General features: G+C 36.4%; 18 protein-coding genes and 1 riboswitch. Of the genes, 13 read left to right on the forward strand and 5 right to left on the reverse strand.

Annotated features, from left to right (window positions below; translation table 11 throughout):
- Positions 1-22: 22 nt before the first annotated feature.
- Entirely contained in the window at positions 23-2,707 is a 2,685-nt protein-coding gene (gene rne / locus GA0061081_RS09020) for a ribonuclease E (protein ID WP_091350131.1), read from the reverse strand.
- 741 nt (positions 2,708-3,448) lie between these two features.
- Here rne and syd point away from each other — a divergent pair.
- From syd to GA0061081_RS09055, 7 genes are all read left to right on the forward strand, one after another.
- Positions 3,449-3,982, forward strand: coding sequence for a SecY-interacting protein (gene syd / locus GA0061081_RS09025; protein ID WP_091350076.1), 534 nt, complete (start codon positions 3,449-3,451; stop codon positions 3,980-3,982).
- A gap of 128 nt (positions 3,983-4,110) precedes the next feature.
- Entirely contained in the window at positions 4,111-5,286 is a 1,176-nt protein-coding gene (locus GA0061081_RS09030; protein WP_091350078.1) for an amino acid aminotransferase, read from the forward strand.
- A gap of 392 nt (positions 5,287-5,678) precedes the next feature.
- Entirely contained in the window at positions 5,679-7,040 is a 1,362-nt protein-coding gene (gene purB, locus GA0061081_RS09035; protein ID WP_091350134.1) for an adenylosuccinate lyase, read from the forward strand.
- Positions 7,037-7,561, forward strand: a complete 525-nt coding sequence (locus tag GA0061081_RS09040; protein ID WP_091350081.1) for a GNAT family N-acetyltransferase — start codon at positions 7,037-7,039, stop codon at positions 7,559-7,561. Before purB ends, GA0061081_RS09040 begins: the two co-directional genes overlap by 4 nt.
- Positions 7,558-8,340 carry an amino acid ABC transporter substrate-binding protein gene (locus GA0061081_RS09045; protein ID WP_091350085.1) on the forward strand — a complete coding sequence of 261 codons (783 nt, stop codon included), beginning with the start codon at positions 7,558-7,560 and terminating at the stop codon, positions 8,338-8,340. Before GA0061081_RS09040 ends, GA0061081_RS09045 begins: the two co-directional genes overlap by 4 nt.
- Entirely contained in the window at positions 8,337-9,008 is a 672-nt protein-coding gene (locus tag GA0061081_RS09050) for an amino acid ABC transporter permease (protein WP_091350088.1), read from the forward strand. Before GA0061081_RS09045 ends, GA0061081_RS09050 begins: the two co-directional genes overlap by 4 nt.
- An 11-nt stretch (positions 9,009-9,019) precedes the next feature.
- Positions 9,020-9,772, forward strand: a complete 753-nt coding sequence (locus GA0061081_RS09055; protein WP_091350091.1) for an amino acid ABC transporter ATP-binding protein — start codon at positions 9,020-9,022, stop codon at positions 9,770-9,772.
- A 41-nt stretch (positions 9,773-9,813) separates the two neighbouring features.
- On the opposite strand, the gene GA0061081_RS09060 is transcribed toward GA0061081_RS09055, so the two are convergent.
- On the reverse strand, positions 9,814-11,172 hold the full coding sequence (locus GA0061081_RS09060) for an MmgE/PrpD family protein (RefSeq protein ID WP_091350095.1): 1,359 nt from the start codon (positions 11,170-11,172) through the stop codon (positions 9,814-9,816).
- A gap of 228 nt (positions 11,173-11,400) precedes the next feature.
- Here GA0061081_RS09060 and folK point away from each other — a divergent pair, with 228 nt between their 5' ends.
- The 3 genes from folK (at position 11,401) to gluQRS (ending at position 13,401) form a co-directional block, all read left to right on the forward strand.
- Positions 11,401-11,883 (forward strand): 2-amino-4-hydroxy-6-hydroxymethyldihydropteridine diphosphokinase, encoded by a 483-nt coding sequence (folK, locus tag GA0061081_RS09065; RefSeq protein WP_091350098.1) that lies wholly within the window; start codon positions 11,401-11,403, stop codon positions 11,881-11,883.
- A 141-nt stretch (positions 11,884-12,024) separates the two neighbouring features.
- Positions 12,025-12,480, forward strand: coding sequence for an RNA polymerase-binding protein DksA (gene dksA / locus GA0061081_RS09070; RefSeq protein ID WP_091350103.1), 456 nt, complete (start codon positions 12,025-12,027; stop codon positions 12,478-12,480).
- Between the two features lie 33 nt (positions 12,481-12,513).
- A complete protein-coding gene (gene gluQRS, locus GA0061081_RS09075) occupies positions 12,514-13,401 on the forward strand; it encodes a tRNA glutamyl-Q(34) synthetase GluQRS (RefSeq protein ID WP_091350105.1) in 888 nt (295 codons plus the stop codon).
- Here gluQRS and moaA read toward each other — a convergent pair.
- Positions 13,381-14,355 carry a GTP 3',8-cyclase MoaA gene (moaA, locus tag GA0061081_RS09080; RefSeq protein WP_091350108.1) on the reverse strand — a complete coding sequence of 325 codons (975 nt, stop codon included), beginning with the start codon at positions 14,353-14,355 and terminating at the stop codon, positions 13,381-13,383. The two genes, gluQRS and moaA, sit on opposite strands and share 21 nt — an antisense overlap.
- Positions 14,349-14,474, reverse strand: a riboswitch (molybdenum cofactor riboswitch). It overlaps the preceding gene by 7 nt.
- A 408-nt stretch (positions 14,475-14,882) precedes the next feature.
- Here moaA and GA0061081_RS09085 point away from each other — a divergent pair.
- From GA0061081_RS09085 to GA0061081_RS09095, 3 genes are read left to right on the forward strand one after another with little or no spacing between them, the layout of a single operon-like run.
- A complete protein-coding gene (locus GA0061081_RS09085; RefSeq protein ID WP_091350111.1) occupies positions 14,883-16,979 on the forward strand; it encodes a hypothetical protein in 2,097 nt (698 codons plus the stop codon).
- Positions 16,970-17,605, forward strand: coding sequence for a hypothetical protein (locus GA0061081_RS09090; protein ID WP_091350114.1), 636 nt, complete (start codon positions 16,970-16,972; stop codon positions 17,603-17,605). The genes GA0061081_RS09085 and GA0061081_RS09090 overlap by 10 nt, the downstream gene beginning before the upstream one ends.
- Before the next feature lie 5 nt (positions 17,606-17,610).
- Positions 17,611-18,246 (forward strand): hypothetical protein, encoded by a 636-nt coding sequence (locus GA0061081_RS09095; RefSeq protein WP_091350117.1) that lies wholly within the window; start codon positions 17,611-17,613, stop codon positions 18,244-18,246.
- A gap of 199 nt (positions 18,247-18,445) precedes the next feature.
- Here GA0061081_RS09095 and GA0061081_RS09100 read toward each other — a convergent pair whose 3' ends face one another.
- Together GA0061081_RS09100 and GA0061081_RS09115 are read right to left on the reverse strand one after the other, a co-directional pair.
- On the reverse strand, positions 18,446-19,795 hold the full coding sequence (locus GA0061081_RS09100) for a hypothetical protein (RefSeq protein ID WP_141683361.1): 1,350 nt from the start codon (positions 19,793-19,795) through the stop codon (positions 18,446-18,448).
- A gap of 867 nt (positions 19,796-20,662) precedes the next feature.
- A complete protein-coding gene (locus GA0061081_RS09115) occupies positions 20,663-22,108 on the reverse strand; it encodes a hypothetical protein (protein ID WP_091350127.1) in 1,446 nt (481 codons plus the stop codon).
- Positions 22,109-22,808 lie beyond the last annotated feature (700 nt).

Raw genomic sequence — 22,808 nt, forward strand, 5'->3', positions numbered from 1 at the left:
CGTGTTTTAATTTATCTATTGATTAATCCGGCATCACCGGTTTACTTGCTGCGGCATACGCATGATCTTGTGCACTTAAACCACCAGCATTACCTTTACCTTCAAAGTGATAATCTGACTCTTCACGTAATTTTATTCCAACATCAGAAGTTTCATACTCTGGTGCTGGCGCTTTAGCCATTGCTGAAGAAGAATAACCTGTTAATTGTAAATCATGAGTTATCTGATCAGTTCCATCACTAATTTTTTCGCTATCTCCAAAATTTTCTTGAACATTTGTAGATAAAGAAATTTTTGACTGTTCATCAATTGTGACAGTATCAACACTATGACTATTTACATCTTCGTCATTTTTAACAATAACAGGAATTAAAAGCGAAGGAATAACAGGCACAACACTATTTGGTTCATCATTTACTATTTGGCTGTAATCGACAACAACTCGACCCAATGCTAATTCTAATGATGCAGCAGCAAATGATAACGGCATTGGAGACTGCTTTAATTCCACATTACGAACACGACGTTTATTACGTTGACCATTCATTCGCAAATGCCTAGATGTGCGACGCTGACGCTTTGATTGATTTTCTGATGTAATATGGTCTTCAGTTTCTTTAGTAACAATAACCGGCAACAACAAAGAAGGAATGATTACTCTTTCTTGCTGAGATTGTACAGTTATATCAGTATTTTTTACACGAACACTTTTAGCTAATACACGTTGTTGACGTCTTGGTTTTGCTTCGCGCTGTTTTGGTAGCACTGCTTCGTCAGCGACTTTATCTACCTTAATATTATTTGTTGAATTTGACAAATTCGCATTTGATTTAGCTCTACGATTATTATTTCTACTCGGCTCTTTCGTCTCATCAAGAGTACCTGCTGTAACAACATTAGCATTGCTAGCCGCACTACTATTTCGGTTATTACGTTGACGTCGATTATTTGAACGCTGATTATCTCGTCTTTTGGCTGTCTTTGGTTTAACTTCTGGCTCTGGCTCTGCTTTTTCTGTAACAAACAACTTACGTAGTTTACCAAATAGCCCACTAAATAAACCTTCTGATTTTTTAGTTTTTGGCGCTAATTTTTCTTTTGGAGCGACAGAAGCTTCAACTTTAGGGCCGGATAATACGGCTTGTTCAACAATTACTTCAACAGCTTGTTGTTCATCTTCCTCTTCTTCAAGTTCACGAATTAGTTTTGGAAGATTATAACTCAGTACGTCCGTTTCTTCGCCTCTACGCTTACGGATAACCTTATACAACGGTGTTTCCATCTCTTCGTCGCCAGCAATCACAATTTTGACATCTGGATGCATGCTTTCAATGTTATTAATAGCACGACGTTTTTCGTTAAGTAAATAGCTCGCTATAGGTACTGGTACGATGACATCGATTTGTACAGTATTATCTTTCATCGCTTCTTCTTGAATTAACCGAAGGATAGACAAAGATAATGAATTGTTATCACGAACCGTACCTGTGCCTTGACAACGAGGGCAAATATGATGTGTTGCTTCACGTAAAGAAGGACTTAAACGTTGACGAGACATTTCAAGTAAACCAAAACGCGAAATGCGAGTGGTTTGAATACGTGCTCGATCAGTTTTCATCGCCTCTTTTAAGCGATTTTCGACTTCACGTTGATTACGAATTGGCGTCATATCAATAAAATCAATAACAATCAAACCACCTAAGTCACGCAAACGTAACTGACGCGCAATTTCTTCTGCTGCTTCAAGATTAGTATTAAAAGCGGTTTCTTCAATATCGCTACCACGAATCGACTTAGCCGAGTTAATATCAATCGCCGTAAGTGCTTCGGTGGTATCAATAACAATCGAACCACCAGAAGGTAAACGCACTTCACGCTGAAATGCCGACTCAATCTGCCCTTCAATTTGGAAATGGTTAAATAAAGGCACATCACCATCATAAAATTTAAGGCGATTAACATATTCAACGCGACCTAAATCAGCTAACCGTTTTTTTGCTATCTCAAGCACTTTCGAGTTATCAATTAAAATATCACCAACATCATCACGTAAATAATCACGAAATGCGCGAGTAATAATATCGCTTTCTTTATGAATTAAACTTGGGGCAGGGTGCTTTTTAGCCTCATTTTGAATGGCAGTCCAATAGTTAACTAATGCATCTAAATCTTGTTGCAACTCTTCTTGGCTTTTACCAACCCCTGCTGTTCGAGCTATAACACCCATACCTTTGGGTTTTTCGATAGCATCAATAATACGTTTAAGATCCGCTCTTTCTTCGCCTTCTATACGACGCGAAACACCACCAGCACGTGGATCATTAGGCATTAACACTAAATAACTACCAGCTAAACTAATATAAGTGGTTAAAGCCGCACCTTTTTTACCTCGAATCTCTTTTTCAATTTGGACAAGAACTTCTTGACCTTCTTGTAGATGCTTAATACTACGACGACCAGAAATATTAGATGGGAAATAACTTTCTGCAATCTCCTTTAAAGGTAAAAACCCATCACGTTCCCCACCGTAAGAAACAAAAGCCGCCTCTAAACTTGGATTGATTTTAGTGATTTTACCTTTATAAATATTCGCTTTTTTTTGCTCATGCCCAAGGCTTTCAATATCTAAATCATACAAGCGTTGGCCATCAACAAGCGCAACACGCAGCTCTTCTTGCTGGGTTGCGTTGATTAGCATTCTTTTCATTATTCTACACTCTTCATTAATCTTAATTAACTTGTAGGTAGAATCTTATTATTGATAAGTGATTATTTTAACAATGATGAATAATGGTACTTAACTAAATATTTTATATACGGTATTCATTATTTTATTTATGTTATTTTTGTTATTATTTTATGTGAAACCGATACTACTTAATCAACATCAATATAATACGCTAGGCAAAATATTAAATTAAAAGACACTAAATACTTTGCAAAAAAACTAATTGTATAATTTATTGACATTGTTATTATCGTTAATTTGCAAACCGCTATATTTTACTGGTTTGGCAAATAAACTAAATCTTTATGCAACTGTTTAAAATAAACGTATTATCTAATTATAATGATTCTACTTACACTATTTTATTTTGACAAACTGTAATGTCTAACGCCATTGCTGCATTACAAGGATAAAATTATCCCTCTCTATTATTAACGTTTAGGCAAAGGATAGCAAGAAAATTAAACTCGCTATTTTATAAACAATATAATTATCCATTTTTCTTATTTCTAATTAACCTTTACCAAATTATAAATAACTTATCTTAAGTCGCTTAAAATCTTATATTAAAACGGCGACTAATCTGAATCATTTTTACAAAACTTTCTCTTAATAATTACCAAATTAAAAAAAACATTGATACGATTATGTATAGCCGAATTTAACCAGTATAATTATGATTAAATAACGTAATAATCTAAATATGAGATATATTTGTTTATGGACTCTACTGATAAAACTGCTTTACTTAATTTTACAACTCGCTGGATTGAGCAATTCAAATACGCCCCACAAAGTGAAGATCTCCATGCAATACCTTCACCTTGTATTTTAAAAACTGAAAAATTAACAGTATATTGGCAACCTTTCTTATTGGAACCGCCTCGAAACTTAACCATTATTGAACAAGTTATTGGCATTAAATTACACCCAAGTACGCATATTTTTTACGGGACACAATACGCGGGCAATATGACAGCTAAGTTTAATGACACTAATTTAGTTTTGATCCAAGCTTGGAATGATGATGATTTTTCAAACTTAGAACAAAATTTAATTGCTCATTTATCTCAACAAAAAAGATTAAAACGCATACCGACTATTTTTATTGCCTCAACAGATGACAGCACTAAAATTATTTCAATAAACAACTTAACCGGCGAAGTAGTAAAAGAAGATTTAATTACAGGTGAATTAACAACCTTAACTAATGATTTGATTTCATTTTTTAACCAAATTACTATTTTTCGCTAAATATAGAAAAGCAAAAACTAAAGAAATTTTTACAAAAACACACTTATAGAATACCACTATCGAAATTGTAACTTACAAAATAATGTGTATATAATGCGTTAACAGTCATTAGATCTGATAGGTGAATTATGTTTGAATATTTAACAGCAGCTCCAGCCGATCCTATTTTAGGGCTAGCCGATCTTTACAACAAAGACGAACGCACTAATAAAATCAATCTAAGTGTTGGTGTCTACAAAGATGAAACCACCAAAACACCTATTCTAGAAAGTGTAAAAAAAGCAGAACACTTCTTATTAACTAATGAAACCTCAAAAAGCTACTTAGCAATTGACGGTGACAATACCTTTAATACAGCAACCCAACGACTACTTTTTGGTCATGAAAATGAACGAGCCAAAACCGCCCAAGCACCGGGGGGAACTGGCGCCTTACGAATTATGGCCGATTTTTTAGCTCGCAGAACAAAAGTAAAACGCGTTTGGATCAGCAATCCATCTTGGCCAAATCATCGTAGTGTATTTCAAATGGCAGGGCTTGAAGTTCGTGAATACCAGTATTACGATCCTCAGACTCACAGCCTTAATTTTGATGCAATGATGAATAACTTAAGCCTTGTTGCCTCAGGGGAAGCAGTGTTATTCCATGGTTGCTGTCACAACCCAACGGGTATTGATCCAACCCCAGAACAATGGCAAGCTATCTCGGACTTAGCCTTAAAAAATGGTTGGTTACCACTATTTGACTTAGCTTACCAAGGCTTTGGACAGGGTTTAGAAGAAGACGTCTATGGGCTACGGTTATTTGCGAACAACCATCCTGAGCTTCTTATTGCTAGCTCATATTCTAAAAATTTTGGCTTATATAATGAACGAGCTGGAGCATTTACCTTAATTGCTGCCAATGCTGAAATTGCCGATCGCGCTTTTAGTCAGGTAAAAACCATCATTCGAGCGAATTATTCTAACCCACCAGCCCATGGTGCTAAAATAGTCTCGTATATTTTAAACAATGATGAATTAAAAGAAGAATGGATTGATGAATTAACCAATATGCGCCAACGCATCCACCGCATGCGCCAACTATTTGTGAAAACCTTACAAGATAAAGGTGCTAATCAAGATTTTAGTTTTATTGTCAAACAAAATGGCATGTTCTCGTTTAGCGGTTTAAGTGAAGAGCAAGTCCTAAAATTACGTAGCGATTACGGCATCTATATTGTTAATTCCGGACGTATCAATGTCGCAGGTATGACGTTAGATAACATGTCTAGACTTTGCGAATCAATTGTTCAAGTCCTATAAAAATTGTTGTTTAAGTCACAAGAAAAACACTCAAATAACCAAAACAAAATTTTTGTTTTGGTTATTTTCTCTTGGTTTGTTATAACTTGTTTATTTTATTTTTAATTATTATTAAGACGATAGCTAACCATATGAAGCAAACTAAAAAATAAAAAACAAATAAAATCAATAGCTTTCCTGAACGTTTTTTTTCAAAAGATTAACTTGTTTAGTGTTCCCTTCCTCACGACTTAAAAAGTATCCTGATTACGACTTAAGCACAAAAATTACCCTTTTTCATTAAGCCTTTATTCCAATTGGTTATATCCATAGACAAACAGATTATTAGACGATCTCCCAATAATTACTAATAATTATTTAATAGAATAATTACCATGATTGAGGATAGTTGGGTGGCGTCACATATTTTAGATTTTTTAATTTTAGGCAATAACTTTGGTACGAGCGAAATGAGGGCGATCTGGTCAGAACAAAATCGCCTGCAAAAACAAGTAGAGGTCGAAGTTGCTTTAGCTCAAGCAGAAGGTGAGCTAGGTGTAATTCCCGCTGAAGCTGCCAATGCAATCATAGCCAAAGCCGATGCAACTAAACTATCAATTGAACACATTGCCGAAGAAGCGGCAAAGGCCAAACACTCGTTAATGTCGACCATTAACGCACTACAAAAACAAGTAGGTGATGCCGGTCAATATATTCATTACGGGGCAACCACACAAGATATTGTCGATACTGCAACTGTTTTACAATTAAAACAATCATTTGTTGTCATTGAACGCGATAGCAAACAGGTGGCACTCGAACTAAAACGTTTAGCCAAACAGTATCAATATTTACCCATGGTTGGGCGTACGCATGGCATGCAAGCGCTTCCCACAACCTTTGGCTTTAAACTTGCAGTATGGTTAGATGAATTTATTCGGCACTTACAACGTTTAAGTGAAATCAAACAACGGGTATTAGTCGGTAATATTAGTGGCGCAATTTGTACGTATGCATCAATGGGCAAGCTAGGACCACAAGTTGAATCGCGAGCGTTAACGTTACTCGGACTAAATACCCCTAATATCGGTTGGCAAGCGGCGCGTGATCGTTTTTCTGAATATGCATCAGTCATCGGGCTAATCAGTGGCACATTAGGCAAAATAGGCAATGAATTTTACAACTTGATGCGTACTGAAATTAACGAAGTTGAAGAACCCTTCTCAGCAGGAAAAATTGGTTCAACCACCATGCCACATAAACGCAACCCAGCAGCATTAGAAGGTTTAGCCAGTTTGACGGCTCCACTTTTAAAAAGCGTCGCATTAATTCACGAATCAATGAAAGTTGAACATGAACGCGATGCCATGAGTTGGCGTGCAGAATGGATCGCACTACCTGAAATTAACCTTTACATTTCAGCGCAACTACAAACAGCGTTAGCTGTACTTAAAGGTCTAAAAGTCAATTCTGATCGGATGTTAGCTAACTTATCACTACAAAATGGCTTGCTGTTATCAGAAAAAGTCATGTTCGAAATTGGTAAGCGATTAGGAAAACAAACTGCTCATCAACTGGTTTATCAAAGCGCCATGAAAGCGTTTGAACAAAATCGACCATTTAAAGATATATTATTAGAAGATCCAAGTTTAAACAAAGAATTTACCGAATCCGAGCTTGATACTTGGTTAGATCCAATTAACTATCTTGGCTCTGCTCCTGAAAAAGTAGCACAAGTCATTCAATACGCTGAACAGTGTGGAGTATTAGCATGAGTTTTCGCTTAATGACTGATAAAGATATTCCAGCTTATCAAGCCCTACTGCATAGTGCTTATCAAGCCACAACTCAATTAGGCATTCATTTTGCCGCAGCAACAATCAAGCAATCGCAGATTGCTGAGCATATTGAGTCTAATGCCGTGTATTTATTTGAAAAAGATGGTGAACTACTATCAACTTTAAGCATTCGCTTTCCATGGGGCAATAACCCAGGACCTTATGGGTTACCCCATTTAGGTTGGTTTGCAACCGATCCACGTTATAAAGGTCAAGGCTATGGTAATGCATTATGGGATTTTGTTGAACAGCAAATTTTAATTAACCAACTAAAGTTACCTGCCGTCACGTTAGGCACCGCCGCAAATCATCCATGGCTTGCCCAGACGTATATAAATAAAGGCTATAAAAAAATAGGGCAAGCGGATTTAACTCCAGATCATACTACGCTCTATTTTGAAAAAATTTTAAATCATAAAAGCTATACCGAATGGAAAAAAAGGAGTAATAAACAATGAAAAAAATAAGTACACTACTGTCCGCTCTTTTATTAACTAGCCTAACCTTAATGGGTTGTGATAATCAATCTAGCCATCAAGTCACAGAGCAAAATATTATTAAAGTAGGTTCTACAGGACAAAGCTACCCAAACGGTTATAAACAAGATGGCAAATTAGTCGGATTTGATGTTGAAGTTACCGAGGCGATTGCCAAAGAATTAGGCTATAAAGTCGAATGGAACATTGCCGAATTTGGTGGCTTAATGGGACAATTTGATTCTGGGCGGTTAGATACTATAGCCAATGCGGTTGCAGTTACACCTGCTCGTCAAGCCAAATATGATTTTTCCAACACCTATAGCTTTTATGGTAGTCAAATTGTGACTCACAAAGATAACAATAATATTAATCAATTATCTGATTTTAAAGGCAAAACTATTGCTGGTGTGCTAGGCTCAAATCATATAAACAATCTAAAAAAAGCCTTTCCTAACAATGAAATCACCATCAAGACCTATGAAACACGAGATGGTGCAATGTATGACACAGAGTATCAACGAGTTGATGGCTATGTTAATTCAAAACCGATATTACTGGCTGAAATTAAGCGTAAAAATCTACCGTTCAAATTAGTGGGTGAACCCATTACTATTGAGCAAGTCGCATTTCCATTTAGTAAAGATGAAAAAGGTCAAGCACTGCGTGAAAAATTCAATCAAGCCATCGAAAAGTTACGCACTAATGGCACATTGAAAAATCTGGCAATTAAATATTTTGGCGAAGATATTACCTTATGAATTTTAATGTAAACTATTTTTTAAGTGTGTTTCCGCAGATATTGCCTTATCTGCCGGTTACCCTTTTTATTACCATCGTATCGATTATGTTTGCCATTATATTAGGGTTAGCTATTGCATTACTGCGTAGCAATAAAATAATCATTATCGATACTATTTTTGCACTGTTTATATCTCTGTTTAGAGGAATACCCTCCGTTGTTTTACTGTTTATTATTTATTACGGATTACCGCAGATTTTTCCTGTTTTAAAACATATGGGGGCAACAACGGCAGCCATTATCTGCTTTAGTTTAAAATATTCCTCCTATTTAGCCGAAATTTTCCGAGCAAGTTTAGAATCGGTTGATCACGGGCAGAAAGAAGCAGGGCTAACAGTAGGTTTAAGTAAAATACAAGTTTACCGCGGTATTATACTGCCCCAAGCCATGGTCAATGCCTTACCGAACACCGGTAATATGTTCATCTCATTACTTAAAGATTCGTCTGTTGCCTTTTTTGTTGGCGTACAAGAACTATTAGCAGCAGGAAAAATGTTAACGGCTAACTCATTCCTCTACTTTGAAACCTATTTAGCTGTAGGCATTGTTTACTGGTTAACTGTTGTTATCTATTCTTGGATACAAAAACAGTTAGAGCAGAAACTCACGGCCCCCTATCATCGTTAAGGAGACGGGTTATGATTACGGTATCACATTTATCTAAACGCTTTGCTAATAATGAAGTTTTGAAAGAGATCAACCTAAACATTGAACAAGGCGAAGTGGTTGCAATTATTGGACCGTCAGGATCAGGCAAATCGACCTTATTACGTTGCTTAAATTTATTAGAAAAACCAAACACCGGCACCATTCAAATTGGCACAGCAATGCTAGATGCTAAACATTATAGTAATAAAGAAGAAACCCATTTACGCAAGCAATCTGCAATGGTCTTTCAACACTATAATTTATTTAAAAATAAAACCGCATTAGAAAATATCACCTATCCATTAATTGTTGGACAAAAGATAGATAAAAAAGAGGCCAAACAACTTGGTCTATCATTATTAGAACGCGTTGGTATGTTACCTTACGCCACACAATATCCCATAACCTTATCTGGTGGTCAGCAACAGCGTGTTGCAATCGCAAGAGCACTTGCAGTCAGACCAAAAGTATTATTATTTGATGAGCCAACATCCGCACTTGATCCCGAGCGTGTACACGAAGTACTACAAGTAATGCTACAGCTAGCTAAAGAACATATCACAATGATTATCGTAACCCACGAAATGGAGTTTGCTAAGTATGTTGCAGACCGAGTTATTTTTATGGCAGATGGCGTAATTGTTGAACAAGGACCAGCAAAATCAATAATTGATAATCCACAAAATGAAATAACACAACGCTTTTTGCGCCAATTGACCGATGAAATCGATTTTGAAATTTAACGATTAAAAACTGATTTAACCACAAAATGAGTTTTTAATCGTTAAAGCTTTAAAAGATATGACAATAAAAATGTATGCAGATCTAAACCGACCGCAAGCGCACGAATATCTTTCAATAAATTATCTGTGGTCTTTTGGTCACCTACGGCTTTGACCAACTTCAATGATAATTCTCGCTGACTGTATGGATTTTTTGGCGAACCTTTTGGAAGGTCAATTCTTTGGTTCAACTTTTCACCTGTACTATTAACAATCTCAACAACAACATAACGTTGATTATACGCCTGTGGATGGGGGGTAAGTTGTATTTGATAGCTTCGTTTCATCTTCTGCATCAAATTTTTTATGCCATTTGCAATAGGTTTTGCTGAAAACTGTTCAAAACTAAGTGGCAACCCTAAAAGAGTTAATGCTAAAACATACTCAGCCGAAAAACGCCCTTGTTCAGCAAGCAAAGGCATTTGATAAATTAACGCTGCATCACTTTGTGGTGGAGAAAAAAAGATAGTGATACTCTCAATCTTATCAACACTAAAGTTAGCATTCCGATAAAGCAATTGCCCCGCATCAGCAATATAAGCAGCAGCTGAACAATAAGAATAATTTTTAAACCATAATCCGGGATGCACAATCTTCCAAGTTTTACCCCAATGACTTAAATCAAAACGTGTATTACCTTGTCCATAAATAGCCAAAAAACCTAATTTATCATCTAAAAAATCCTGATCGGCATGTATACCCGCTCTTAACCACTCAACCGCTTGTATGGCATGCTGGGCTGCTAGCCCAGCATGCAAAAACTTAATCGGCGTGCCCATTAACAAACGCATTCCCGATGCTTGAGTCGCAGCTAACGTTAATGCTTGTGATAAAAAAGGTTCATCATAGAGATAACAAATAGCCGCTGTTGCCGCAATCCCACCCAAAGTAATAGTTGCATGCCAACCTTTTTCATAATGCTGTGGATTAATGCTTTGTCCCAATAAGGCCATCACTTCGATACCAATAACATAAGCGGTTAAAAAACGCCGGCCATCAATTGTTTGCTCAGCATTATCTAATCGAACACTGGCAATAAGTGCAGATAAAATAACGGCAGAGGGGTGACCGCGAACATCTGAATGTACATCATCATAATCTAAACAATGGGCTTGAAAACCATTAAGTAGCGCGGCTTGCCTTGCGCTAGCTAACTTTTTTTGACCAATTAGCCAAGCTCTGGCATTACCGCCTTCATCTGCTATCCATGCTAGCAATTTATGAACATCATCTTCATGGCAAGCTTGTAAAGTGCAAGCAAAATAATCAGTTATCCCATTAATAGCACAATCAATAACTTGAGGGTCACTGATTATTGGCGTATTTCTGATTAAAAAACTTAACTGTTGACCTAAATTCATGCAAAACTCTCAAACTCAGCAAAGTCGATAAGTGATTAGTGAAACTGGTTTACTTTGGAATAGCTAAAATAACGTATAATTAGCCACAGGTTAAAGATTAAGTAGTTATATTCTAATAACCTAAAATCATAACGTATACGCCATTGATATAATCATTTTTAGCCATTATTTTATATGTTAAAATACTTCCTACAAAAAATAATCAAATCAAAAATTTAACATCTTATTATGTCAACTTGTTATATCGCCTTAGGCAGTAATCTTGAAGATCCATTGTCACAAGCCAATCGTGCAATTGCGGCATTAAAGCAGCTATCTAACACAACAGTTACGGCTATTTCTCCTTTTTACCGAAGCAAACCTCTTGGTCCACAAAACCAAAATGATTATCTTAATGCCGTCATAGAACTAACGACAAATTTATCTCCAATTGAACTACTTGACGAACTACAATCCATAGAAAAAGCGCAAGGTCGTGTACGTAAAGACAATCGATGGGGTGCTCGAACCTTAGATCTTGATATTTTATTGTATGACAACTTAGTACTAGAAAGTGAAAGGCTCACCGTTCCACACTACCACATGAAAAACAGAGAATTTGTGCTCTACCCACTGTATGACATCAGTCCTGAACTTGTTTTACCAGATAACGATAAGCTGTACGACTTAGTAACTAAATGCCCTAAAAATGGATTAAAAAAGTGGGAATAGCTACTTATCTTAATTAATAACATACAGTTGCACTATTTCGCTTATTTTTTGTACATAAAAAATAATAAAAAAAATTTGCCAATAGCTAATTTATTGATATAGTTTACCGCTTGCAAATAATCTGTACTTAAGGGGATTGCTGTGAAAAAGGAAAAAAAGTTAAATACATCTTCTCTTAGCCTGCTTTCAATTGCGGGGCTTGAGCCTTATAAAGAAAAACAAGGCGAGGAGTACATGAACCCTAAACAATTAAAACATTTTGAATTGATATTAAAAGCATGGCTTACTCAATTACAAGATGAAATGGGGAAAACAGTTTCTCACATGCAAGATGAAGCTGCGAATTTTCCTGATCCAGCCGATCGAGCAACACAAGAAGAGGAATTTAGTTTAGAATTACGTGCTCGAGATAGAGAACGAAAACTGATCAAAAAAATCGAAAAAACATTAAAGAAAATTGAATCAGACGACTTTGGTTATTGTGAATCTTGTGGCGTTGAAATTGGCATTCGTCGCTTAGAAGCAAGACCAACAGCAGATTTATGTATCGATTGTAAAACACTTGCGGAACTTCGCGAAAAACAGATGGGCATGTAACACCAGCTCCATCCATCATTCTCAACTAGACCTATGCATTATATCGGTCGTTTTGCCCCTTCACCATCAGGACCATTACATTTTGGTTCGTTGGTAACGGCGCTGGGGAGTTATCTCCAAGCTAAATCTTGCCTCGGTAAATGGCTAGTTCGTATTGAAGATATCGACCCACCACGAGAAGTTAAAGGGGCATCATCACTGATATTAAAAACTCTTGAAGCACTAAATTTATATTGGGATGATGAAGTGTTATACCAATCAGCGTGCAGCAAACGTTATCAAGCCATTTTACAAACGCTCATTGATAATCAACAAGCCTATTATTGTGATTGTACTAGACAGCGAATTCAAAATCTGAGCAATGGTATTTATGATAATTTTTGTCGTGAAAGGCATTTATCTATCAATAATAAACAAGTTGCCATTCGTTTAAAACAAAATCATCCTGTTTTTGAATTTACTGATCAAATTCTTGGCTTACAAACCGTCGAAAAAGCTAACGCACAAGAAGATTTTATTATTCATCGTAAAGATGGCTTATTTGCCTATAATTTAGTGGTAGTATTAGATGATCATCAGCAAGGTATTACTGAAATTGTGCGTGGAGCAGATTTATTACCGGTTACCGCTAAACAAATCTCACTGTATCAACTGTTCGGCTTTCCTGTGCCAAGCTACTGCCATTTACCGCTAGTACTCGATAACAACGGCAATAAGCTATCAAAACAAAACCATGCCAACCCGATTGATTTAAACAATCTTAAAGCATTAACTGTTCAAGCTCTGCAATTTTTAGGGCAATGTGTACCACAAGATTGGCAAGATGCCACACAACAGCAACTTTTAGATTGGGCAATACAGCATTGGCAACTGATGAATGTACCAAAACAAAATACCCAATTATCCACCAATATAGGATAAATTAGGCGTAATACCAACATTATGAGCATGTAACAGATGTTTTTCTGGTTTGATCATTAGCGAAGAAAAGATTCTTGCAATTAATTGTTGCTGTTGCGCTGGACTTTGGAGCAAATCACGCAAATCAACGGCGGCATCACCAAACAAACAATAATGCAACTTACCTATTGATGATACGCGCAATCGATTACAACTTTTACAGAAATCTTTTGAATACGGCATAATCAGCCCAATTTTGCCTTGATAGTCGTCATGAACATAAACTTTAGCTGGACCTGATAGCGGATTTTTAGATTGCAATTGCCAACCCTGTGCAATTAGCTGTGTTTCAATCAAACTACCGGACTGGTGATAGCGATTAAATACCTCAAGGCTTTCGCCTGTTTCCATCAGCTCAATAAAACGTAATTCGACTGGATGACATTTAATCCATGACAAATAATCATCTAAATTATCATTCATATTTTTCATCAAAACGGTATTAATTTTGACTTTTTTTATACCTACTTCTAATGATCTATCCACACATTGCATTAGTTCTTTAAGCTTATCTTGACCGGTAATTAATTTAAATAAATGCGGAGACAGACTATCAATACTAATATTGATCGCATTCAAACCTGCTTGATGCCAATTATGAATATTTTTTAATAAACGAGAACCATTGGTTGTAATGGCGAGTTCTTTCACACTTGGGTAAGCAGAGATCATCGACAAAATATCCATAAAATCACGACGCAAAGTGGGCTCGCCACCTGTTAACCGAATTTTACGCACACCAAGTTCAGTAAATGTTGCAACAACATTATTAATCTCACTGAGCGACAAAAATTTATGAGCCTTGTTAGGTCGATAACCATTGGGTAAACAGTACTGACACTGAAAATTACACAGCTCGGTAATCGACAAACGCAGATATTGAAATCGACGCTGATAATTATCAACTAATTGCATATATTTAAACACCTTATCCAAATCGGGAAGCATAGCCATTTCTGTGCTATACCGCGGCTAATCCACCATATGAATTGAAATATCACTTAGGCAAAAGAGCTTCAGAGTTTGATTCAGTCTAACATAGACTTTATTTTTTGACTATGAACAAATCGACCTTTGCAAGCGACCTTGTTATCCGGCAATGAAGACTTACTTATAGACAAGGTATTCATAAGAAAAATATTTATACATACCTAATATCTTATTTATTATGAATAAATAAATTTACATTATGCTAATTTATGCTATTTTATAAATTTGATTTAATTCATTGACTATATTATAGATTATAATCAGCAACCGGTAATAAACCAAGGAATAGAGTTTAAGTTGTCGCATAGTAGATGTTTTCAATAACAGCGTGTTTATAGAAAACAGATTAACTATCAATAAATCGTGCAATTAAATCATTCATTTCCAAATGAGCATCGTTTATCTAACAACTTAATCAAAAATAAAATTGAAAAGGAAAATTACTTACCATAATGAATAAAAAAATAATCAAGCTCGTCCAATACCTAACAAACTTAAGCTTATTATTATCTTCAACATTCGCGTTAGCTGATAATGCTAGCCAATATATTACTTATAACAACCTACTATTTGATCGTGATGGCACAGTAATTATTGATAACAGCCAAAAAATTAACTCAATAACATACAAAGATCATTATTGGATTGTGCAGTTAACCAATAGTAGCGATAGCCTCCTCTACAGCAATATAAGAAAGATAGATAATTTTAAATTTGCTTTTGAAAAAAAAGGCGACATATTGAAGTTTAAAAACATTGACACCTTAACTTATCTAGGCGAAGAACGAATAGCCTATTATTATCAAGACACAAAATTATCGGTTGTCATTGATACCGATGGTAATCTAATTACACCCAAAGGGCGTTATTATCTCGAAATCGGCCCCTTCATTAACGGTTATGCCGAAGTAACTACCCCAGAATATGATGAAGGCTATTTAAATCTACAAGGTAAATTTTTTAAAAAACTCCCTAAAACAACACTGACACAAAAAACGCAATCCCAAACCAAACCACAATGCAAAATAATCACATCCGATACAATAATGCAGCTATGTAAAAAAAATAACAGCCAATATCTAGTTAATAGCAAAACAGGCAAAGAAACCGATGTTGGTTCCAAAGCGTGGACGACTAATTTTGATTGCATCCCCAAAAACCTTTCAGCAGGTTATTTTTGGCTAGGCAATTATCAAGATGGTTATCATGTTTATCAAATTTATGATTATGATGGGAAAATGCATTATCAAAATCAGTACTATGCCGTATCGCCTTTATATGGTACAGCAAGTTGGGTACAAGATAGTGATAATTCTAAAAAACGTTTGATTGATATTACGGGCAAAACAATTGGTGAATATAATAATTATACCCTTCTTCAAGTTGGCACAGAAAAACTCTACTATGCCCAAAAAACCACTCCAAAAAATAAAGATAAAAATAGTGATAATGATAATGATAATGATAAACAAATATTATTATCGATCTTTGATGTAAATGGCAACATCTTACTTTACGAAGACATCGTTGGTTCAGAACAAAACAGTCACTGTCATCGCGATGTAAAAGTATTAAAAAATGCAGAAAACAAAATAGTCTGGCCAACAAATCTTGAGCGAGAATGTCTTTTAGATCGTTATATTCAATCAGCAAAAACCGATAACGACAACAGTTATCGACATAAAAAGCAAGAAAGTAAAGCGATTGAAATACCAAAAGATAAAGTTCCCGAAATCAGCCGCTATTTTACACAAATTCAATCCAACAAAAATACCAATCCATTTACATTCGAAAAAGGTGATATTTATCTTACAGGTCCCAACACAACTAAAATTGAAGGTATCGCAGAACTAAGTATACCGGAAGGATATATATATAGTGAAAAATACAACCCATCTAACACAGAACATTGTGACAGGTTTGTCGCGCCAGCTTATGACAATCAAAACCGATTATGTATAAATGTTTATAAACTCGGATTTATTGACTTACTTGAAGTCAAAAAGTTATTTGATAACAAAACCAACATCGAAAATTTAAAAACAAAAATTTCTTCAAGAATAGAAGATTATAAAGAATACAAAGACTATCAAAAATTTGAATGGTTAATCGACCCTGAATTTGATTTTGAAAACCAAAGTTTAAAATTCGGCTATCGATATCACATAGCAGAAAGCGATCAAAACAGAACCAGTCAAATTATCGAATATATAAAATTTGCCAAAGACCACATCATTGTGTTTAAAAACGATTATTACGACGATTATAACGATTTTAAGCCAATGGAATTTGATTGGCTTAATCGCATTAAGGTTTTTGAAAAGGCCGATATCAGCTCGACTTATCCTTGCAGCAAATTATCAATAAAAGACTCGGCATTATCTGCCAATAAATTTATTTATTTAGATAAAGAATTTTGCTTTCCACTACCGATAACCACACTCTTTGAAAAATATCCGACGCAAACTGAATTAAATAGTTACCATGAGTTATTTTCCTTCAGGGAAAACCGATACCCAATAAAAGAGGGAAAAACCTTATGGAATTAATAAAATATCTTCTCAGCACAATAGCTGTAACAATAATCGGACTCACTCTAAATGCGTGTGATGCTCCGCCACAACAAAGCCAATCCGAATTCGAAAAACTGCCCGAGGTTTTTAATTTAACTGAACAACAATGGCAAAACGAAATCCAACAACGATTTGACACCATAAACGGTAATGGCGAACCCATAAAATGCATATCAATAGTAATGACTGCGCCTTATTATATATTTGACAGACGATACAACTCTGACACATTAATCCTATTACAAACGTTAACAGAAGCAGACTTGTTAACAGAACAAATTGAAATTAGCGGAATGGATAAAAATAGCATCGTTTATATCTATAACCTTACCGAAGAAGGCAAAAAATACTATAGAAAATGGCCTAACTTGAGTTCGTCAGGATTTTGTTTTGGCAAAGTGATTGTCAAGTCGGTAACCAAAATAACGCCGTATAGCAATTATATTGAAATTGAATATCAATATGTTATTGATAAATTACCGCCAAAATTAATGCCCAAAAATGAATTAAAAACCGATACCGTAAGGTTTTATTATGATGAACAAACAAAAAAGCTCTATAGCCGTGGTATTGGCTTAATTGTTAAAAACTATTGGGATTAATGATCATGAATCTAAAATATCCACTGATAACTACTTTCAGCTTACTACTATTTGGTTGCAATAATGTAGATTATAAGCAATCGCTACAAGAAACTTTAAGTAGAGAAGATAATCGTGCATTATGTTATTTCCTGCCAAATAACCAAAACATCTTTCCTAACGATGTGTTTTTCGATAAACAAACTGAAATACTCGACCTATTTGTCGATCTCAAATTCTTAAAAACCAAAAACATCACAGCCCAATATTATGATGCCAATACAGATATAACCACCCTGCCTAGATCCCCCACCAAAATTGAAGGATTAAGATATCAATTAACTGAAGAAGGGAAAAAATACTTTATCGGCAGTAAAGGGGCATTCTGCTTTGGTAATATAATCCTAGATAAAATCGAGAAAACTCAAAGCGTCAAAATAGAATATACCAACTACCAAGTCGACTCAGGAAAATGGGTCTATTATTACTATCATTATACGAATATTCCCGCTTGGGCACAGGATAAGCGACTGGAACAATACTATAAAAGAATTTCACTCAACAACGAAATCCTCTTTGATGCAAGAGCAACGTATTTTGACTCAAAAGACACCTACGACACAGGAATTGAACAAACAGATCTCATCACCTTAAAGCATTAACAAAATACAAAAAAATAGCACGGACAAAAAGTAGAAAAGCATACCGTGCTATCACTCACGTTAGCGTATTTATTATTATCGTATTCCGTTTTCATATTAAAAAACATCTTTGCTAGGCAACTATTCTTTGTTTACTTCGTCTTAATTAAGTCAGCACACCATTCACCGCTCAACGATAAGCAAGTAAAACACGCCCCCCCTAAGGATAGACACATAGCCCATGATAATTGCCAGTAGCCGGATTACCTTTGTAAACTCGTCCATTATATGAATAGACATAAAATACACTCGAACTAGTAACATCACTTGTCCAATAAGCAAAATTAGAAAAACCCGCACCAGAATAATTTGACATACGCCCCCACTCGCTGAACAAACCAGCATTAATTCGACGCTGGTAATAGCTACCACTTGATGGCGGTGTAGCGCCAACTGAGCCTTGACAATAGCTATTATTGCCACAAACGGCATTGGTGACATCGTTTACTTTTATCATTCGGTAACCTAAACTAGCACACCAAGCGGTTATGTTAGCCGCTTTCGCGGTTCTCAAACCGCGGTTAACAAACCACTTCTGTAAAACAAATCCATATTTTACAACGGTTCTACCACGGCTATCTTTACCTTCTAATTCGAATATTTGGGGTAAAACAGGTATGCCGGCTTGAAGTCGGCCAGGTAAATCATTACTCTGTTCATCGTTAGTGGCTGCAGGACCGGTTAACATGACACGCACACTAGTACCGCTCGCATTAGGCGTCATATTGGCGGTTATACCGCCCTGAGTGACAGGAGCCCAAGTCAGCAGCCCACTTCCTCCTATGTCTAAATCAAAGTATAAACCATTAGCCCCCACAGTTGGGAAATTAAGATTATAAGAATCGGAAGAGGTAGATTGGCTGATAAATCCTTTCCTTGTATCCCACATATCAGCAGGACCAGCAAACCTACCAACACCTTCTTGCAACCCGGGCTTGGCATAACAGACTTTAGCGGATAATGTTGGATTGATGTAATAAGTTACTGTATCGGCAGTAAATATGCTACGGTTAGGCACACCATACCGAGTACTTAAACTACCATTAGTGTTACGTAATACTAATTTATAAGGTGCATTACAAATATCTAAGGTATCATTACGAGCAACGGTTTGATTATTTTTATCCCGAATCTCAACAGTTAAACGACCTGTTGCGGTAACACCTCTAGCTCCTTGCCCATCGCCATCATCATCCCCCCAATAGTTATACCTTGCATTAACAAGCGAGCTTAGCGGTATAGAGTTTCTTGTTACTGGCATCAACATACCCACATCAGTAAAAGTTTCGTTTACATTAGGCAATACTATTGGGTTTATGATCGTCGAAAAGTTGGTTGAAGGAGTGATTGTTGTACCGTCAGATAAAGTAATACCTAACAAACTATCAGTCGTAGTGGCTTTGGTTCGTCCACCATCAAACGTAAAATATGGCGCCGAGCCATTAATAGCATTGGTAGTATTGGTAGTATTGACGGATAATGCCTGCAAACTGACGGAATATGGTAGCAAAATCAACGACGTTAAAGATATTTTATGTGACAATAAAAAAGTCAACGATGAACACAACCGCGAATGACGCGTTAATCGCAATTGTGGTTTTAAACCAAAACATGACCACTTATTAAAAATTATAACTAAAGTGTGACGACAATTTTTTGTGTGTACATTACAGAGGTTTAGGATAGAAATAATGTCAACTTTCAAAAGTTGACCAGACAAATATTGAAAAAGATAAAAAAAATAATGCCGCCATATTCAGCAGTTGTAGCTATGTTGCATAATATCCTATATATCAAGAGTGTTTTCCTTATTTGGTTTTTTATAATTATTAGTCTATAAAATAATTTTTGATTTATCACAAACTATTGAGAGTATAGCTTATTAAAAACAATTAACCACTTCTTTTAGTTGCAAGGCGAATAAATCATAGTAAAGAAGGTTTACATACAATTACTCATGATGAATAAATTCAATTAAGTTAATGAGATGATGGGGAAATATGATAAATAAAATAGTGTTGGGTGTTTTTTGGGAGGAGGTGTTTTTTGTTTAAAAACAATGAAATAAAAACTTTAATAAAATCAATACCTTTCCTGACCGATTTTTGGGCGGAAAATCAGGCCTTTTTTGGGTTGGTGGATAGGGTGGATTGGGTGTGGTGGTTTCGGACGTTTCGACCTATAGTGAACAAAATAGCTATAGTGACTACGTCCGAAACCTTGCCGCACTAAAATGACTCACGAATTTAAACTGCAACAGCGCAACACCAATAGTGCACCGAACTTACACGGGGGCTTTATTCTTTGATAAATTATCCTCTAATCTGCACCATAACCGCTCCCCGCAACCCAAGTATTAAGGACTAAAAAATAAAAACTAAGGTGTAGTGCAAACAACAAAGAAAATATTATTAGAATTAGAAGCAGCGGCGCCGGTGATGTGGCCGAAGTTTGATTCGACACCGGAGGCATCGTCAGTTTTTGTTGCGTCGATTGTCCAGTAATACTTATTATTATGGAGGAAACCTACATCGGCGTAATTAGACATGTAACCCCACTCAGTGAAAAATCCTGCCCCTATTCTACGTTGGTAATGATTACCAGATGACGATGGCGTGGCGCCAACAACACTTTCACAATGATAATCTGCGGATGGGTTACTCCACACTCTACCACATACTGCATTAGTTAAATCCTTAACCCGTGGCAAACGATAACCCAAACTTCTACACCAAGAGGATTGGTTAGGCTGAATATAATTTTTACTACCCCGATGCACGAACCAATGCCTCAACTCAAACCCATATTTAACTACCGCTCTGCCACTACTATCTCTACCTACTAACTCAAATGTCTGTGGCAAAGATGGTACTGTAAGTGGACTAGGAGTAGCTGAATTTATCTGAGCACTATTCGCCCTAGGACCTCTTAACATTACCCGTGTTACATATAAGGATTTATCTAGAATCCAGTAATCGTATGGAACTCCCTCTGAATCTCTGCCTACATCCAACGCTGAATAAGGCAATCTCCTACTCACTGTTGCCGTTATTCCACCCTGAGTAACAGGAGACCACGTCAACTGGCTTGCATCAACCCCACCTACATCTAAATCAAAATACAATCCATCAGCACCCGTCGTCGGAAAATTACGACCGTAAGATGACGAACTTGTTGACTGAACTAAAAAACCCTTATTGGGATTCCATATGTTAGTTGGACCTGCGTAGTCAGGTTGATCAGTAGAAGGGATTCCAGTAGAACCACCGAATAACAAATTCGGCCTTGCAAAGCAGATTTTAGGTGATTCATTCGGATTTATATAATACACCGCTGAGCTTCCACCAAAAGTACTACTATTCGGCACACCATACTGGGTAGTTAAACGTCCTCCTGTACTATTTAATGTTACCCTATAAGGTGCATTACATATATCTAATGCATCACTACGATTTACTGTACGGCCATTCTTATCAGTAAAACTTACCGATATAATTCCCGTCGCAGTAACACCGTTAGTACCCTGTCCATCTCCATCGTCATCGCCCCAATTACCTTGAGTAATTAGGTCATTTAAACTCACTGAATAGGCACCACTAACTAGACCGACTGATGACGGCACCAACGTGCCTATATCACTTAAAGTGCGCCCAGTTGGTAAAATGATTGGATTTATTCCGCTTGATGTATTCGTTGACGGTGTGACCTTTGTACCATCCGGCAATATGATGGCCAATAGCGTGTCAGTCGTTGTTACCTTCGTTACACCCCCATCAAACGTTAAATATGGAGCACTCCCCTCAATTGCCCTTGAAGTAAACACCGTTAATGCCTGAGAGCTTTGTGAATACGGCAATAACAATAACGCTGCAAAGACTATTGAAGACCTTGATAAGAAGGAGAAAAGTTTGAACCTTGGGCTTGGCGATAACCCTACTGGTAAACTCGGTGAGTTCGCTGAGCTTGATGATTTCGATAACTTGGGTGATAAAAATAAGGATTGAGTCTGTTTTAGACTACGGTGAAACTTAAAAAGATTTAGGGCGTAGGTTTGGCAGGCCAGATGCCAGATGCCAGATGCCGATTATGATAGCGCATTTCGATTAACCTGTCAAGTAATTTTTTGTTTTATTTACATTTTTTATAATTATTCGCTCAACTAATGAGCGTTCCCTTGCTTTGAAAGCGATGAAATTATAACCGGTTGATTAATAATGCGCTAGTTTTTTTGTTAAAAATTTTAAGGTTTTGTTAAGGCTTAGGTCAACCTACGTTGGTGTGTTTTGGGGAAGGGTTTGGGTGGTGGTTTTGGCTAAAAACCCAAATAAAAACTTTAATAAAATCAATACATTTCCTGACCACTTTTTGGATGTAATTACATTGCTTTTTAACAAAAAACAATTTACCAAAAAACACCAAAGGTTATGCTGTTTGTCTTGTTCCGGCGTCAGAATGTGCCGACAACAGAGCGAGGTTAGCACGCCAAACAGGGATGTTTGGCGAGGCTATGCTTCGCCGGGAGC

This window comes from Gilliamella bombicola (assembly GCF_900094945.1).
GTDB lineage: Bacteria > Pseudomonadota > Gammaproteobacteria > Enterobacterales > Orbaceae > Gilliamella > Gilliamella bombicola.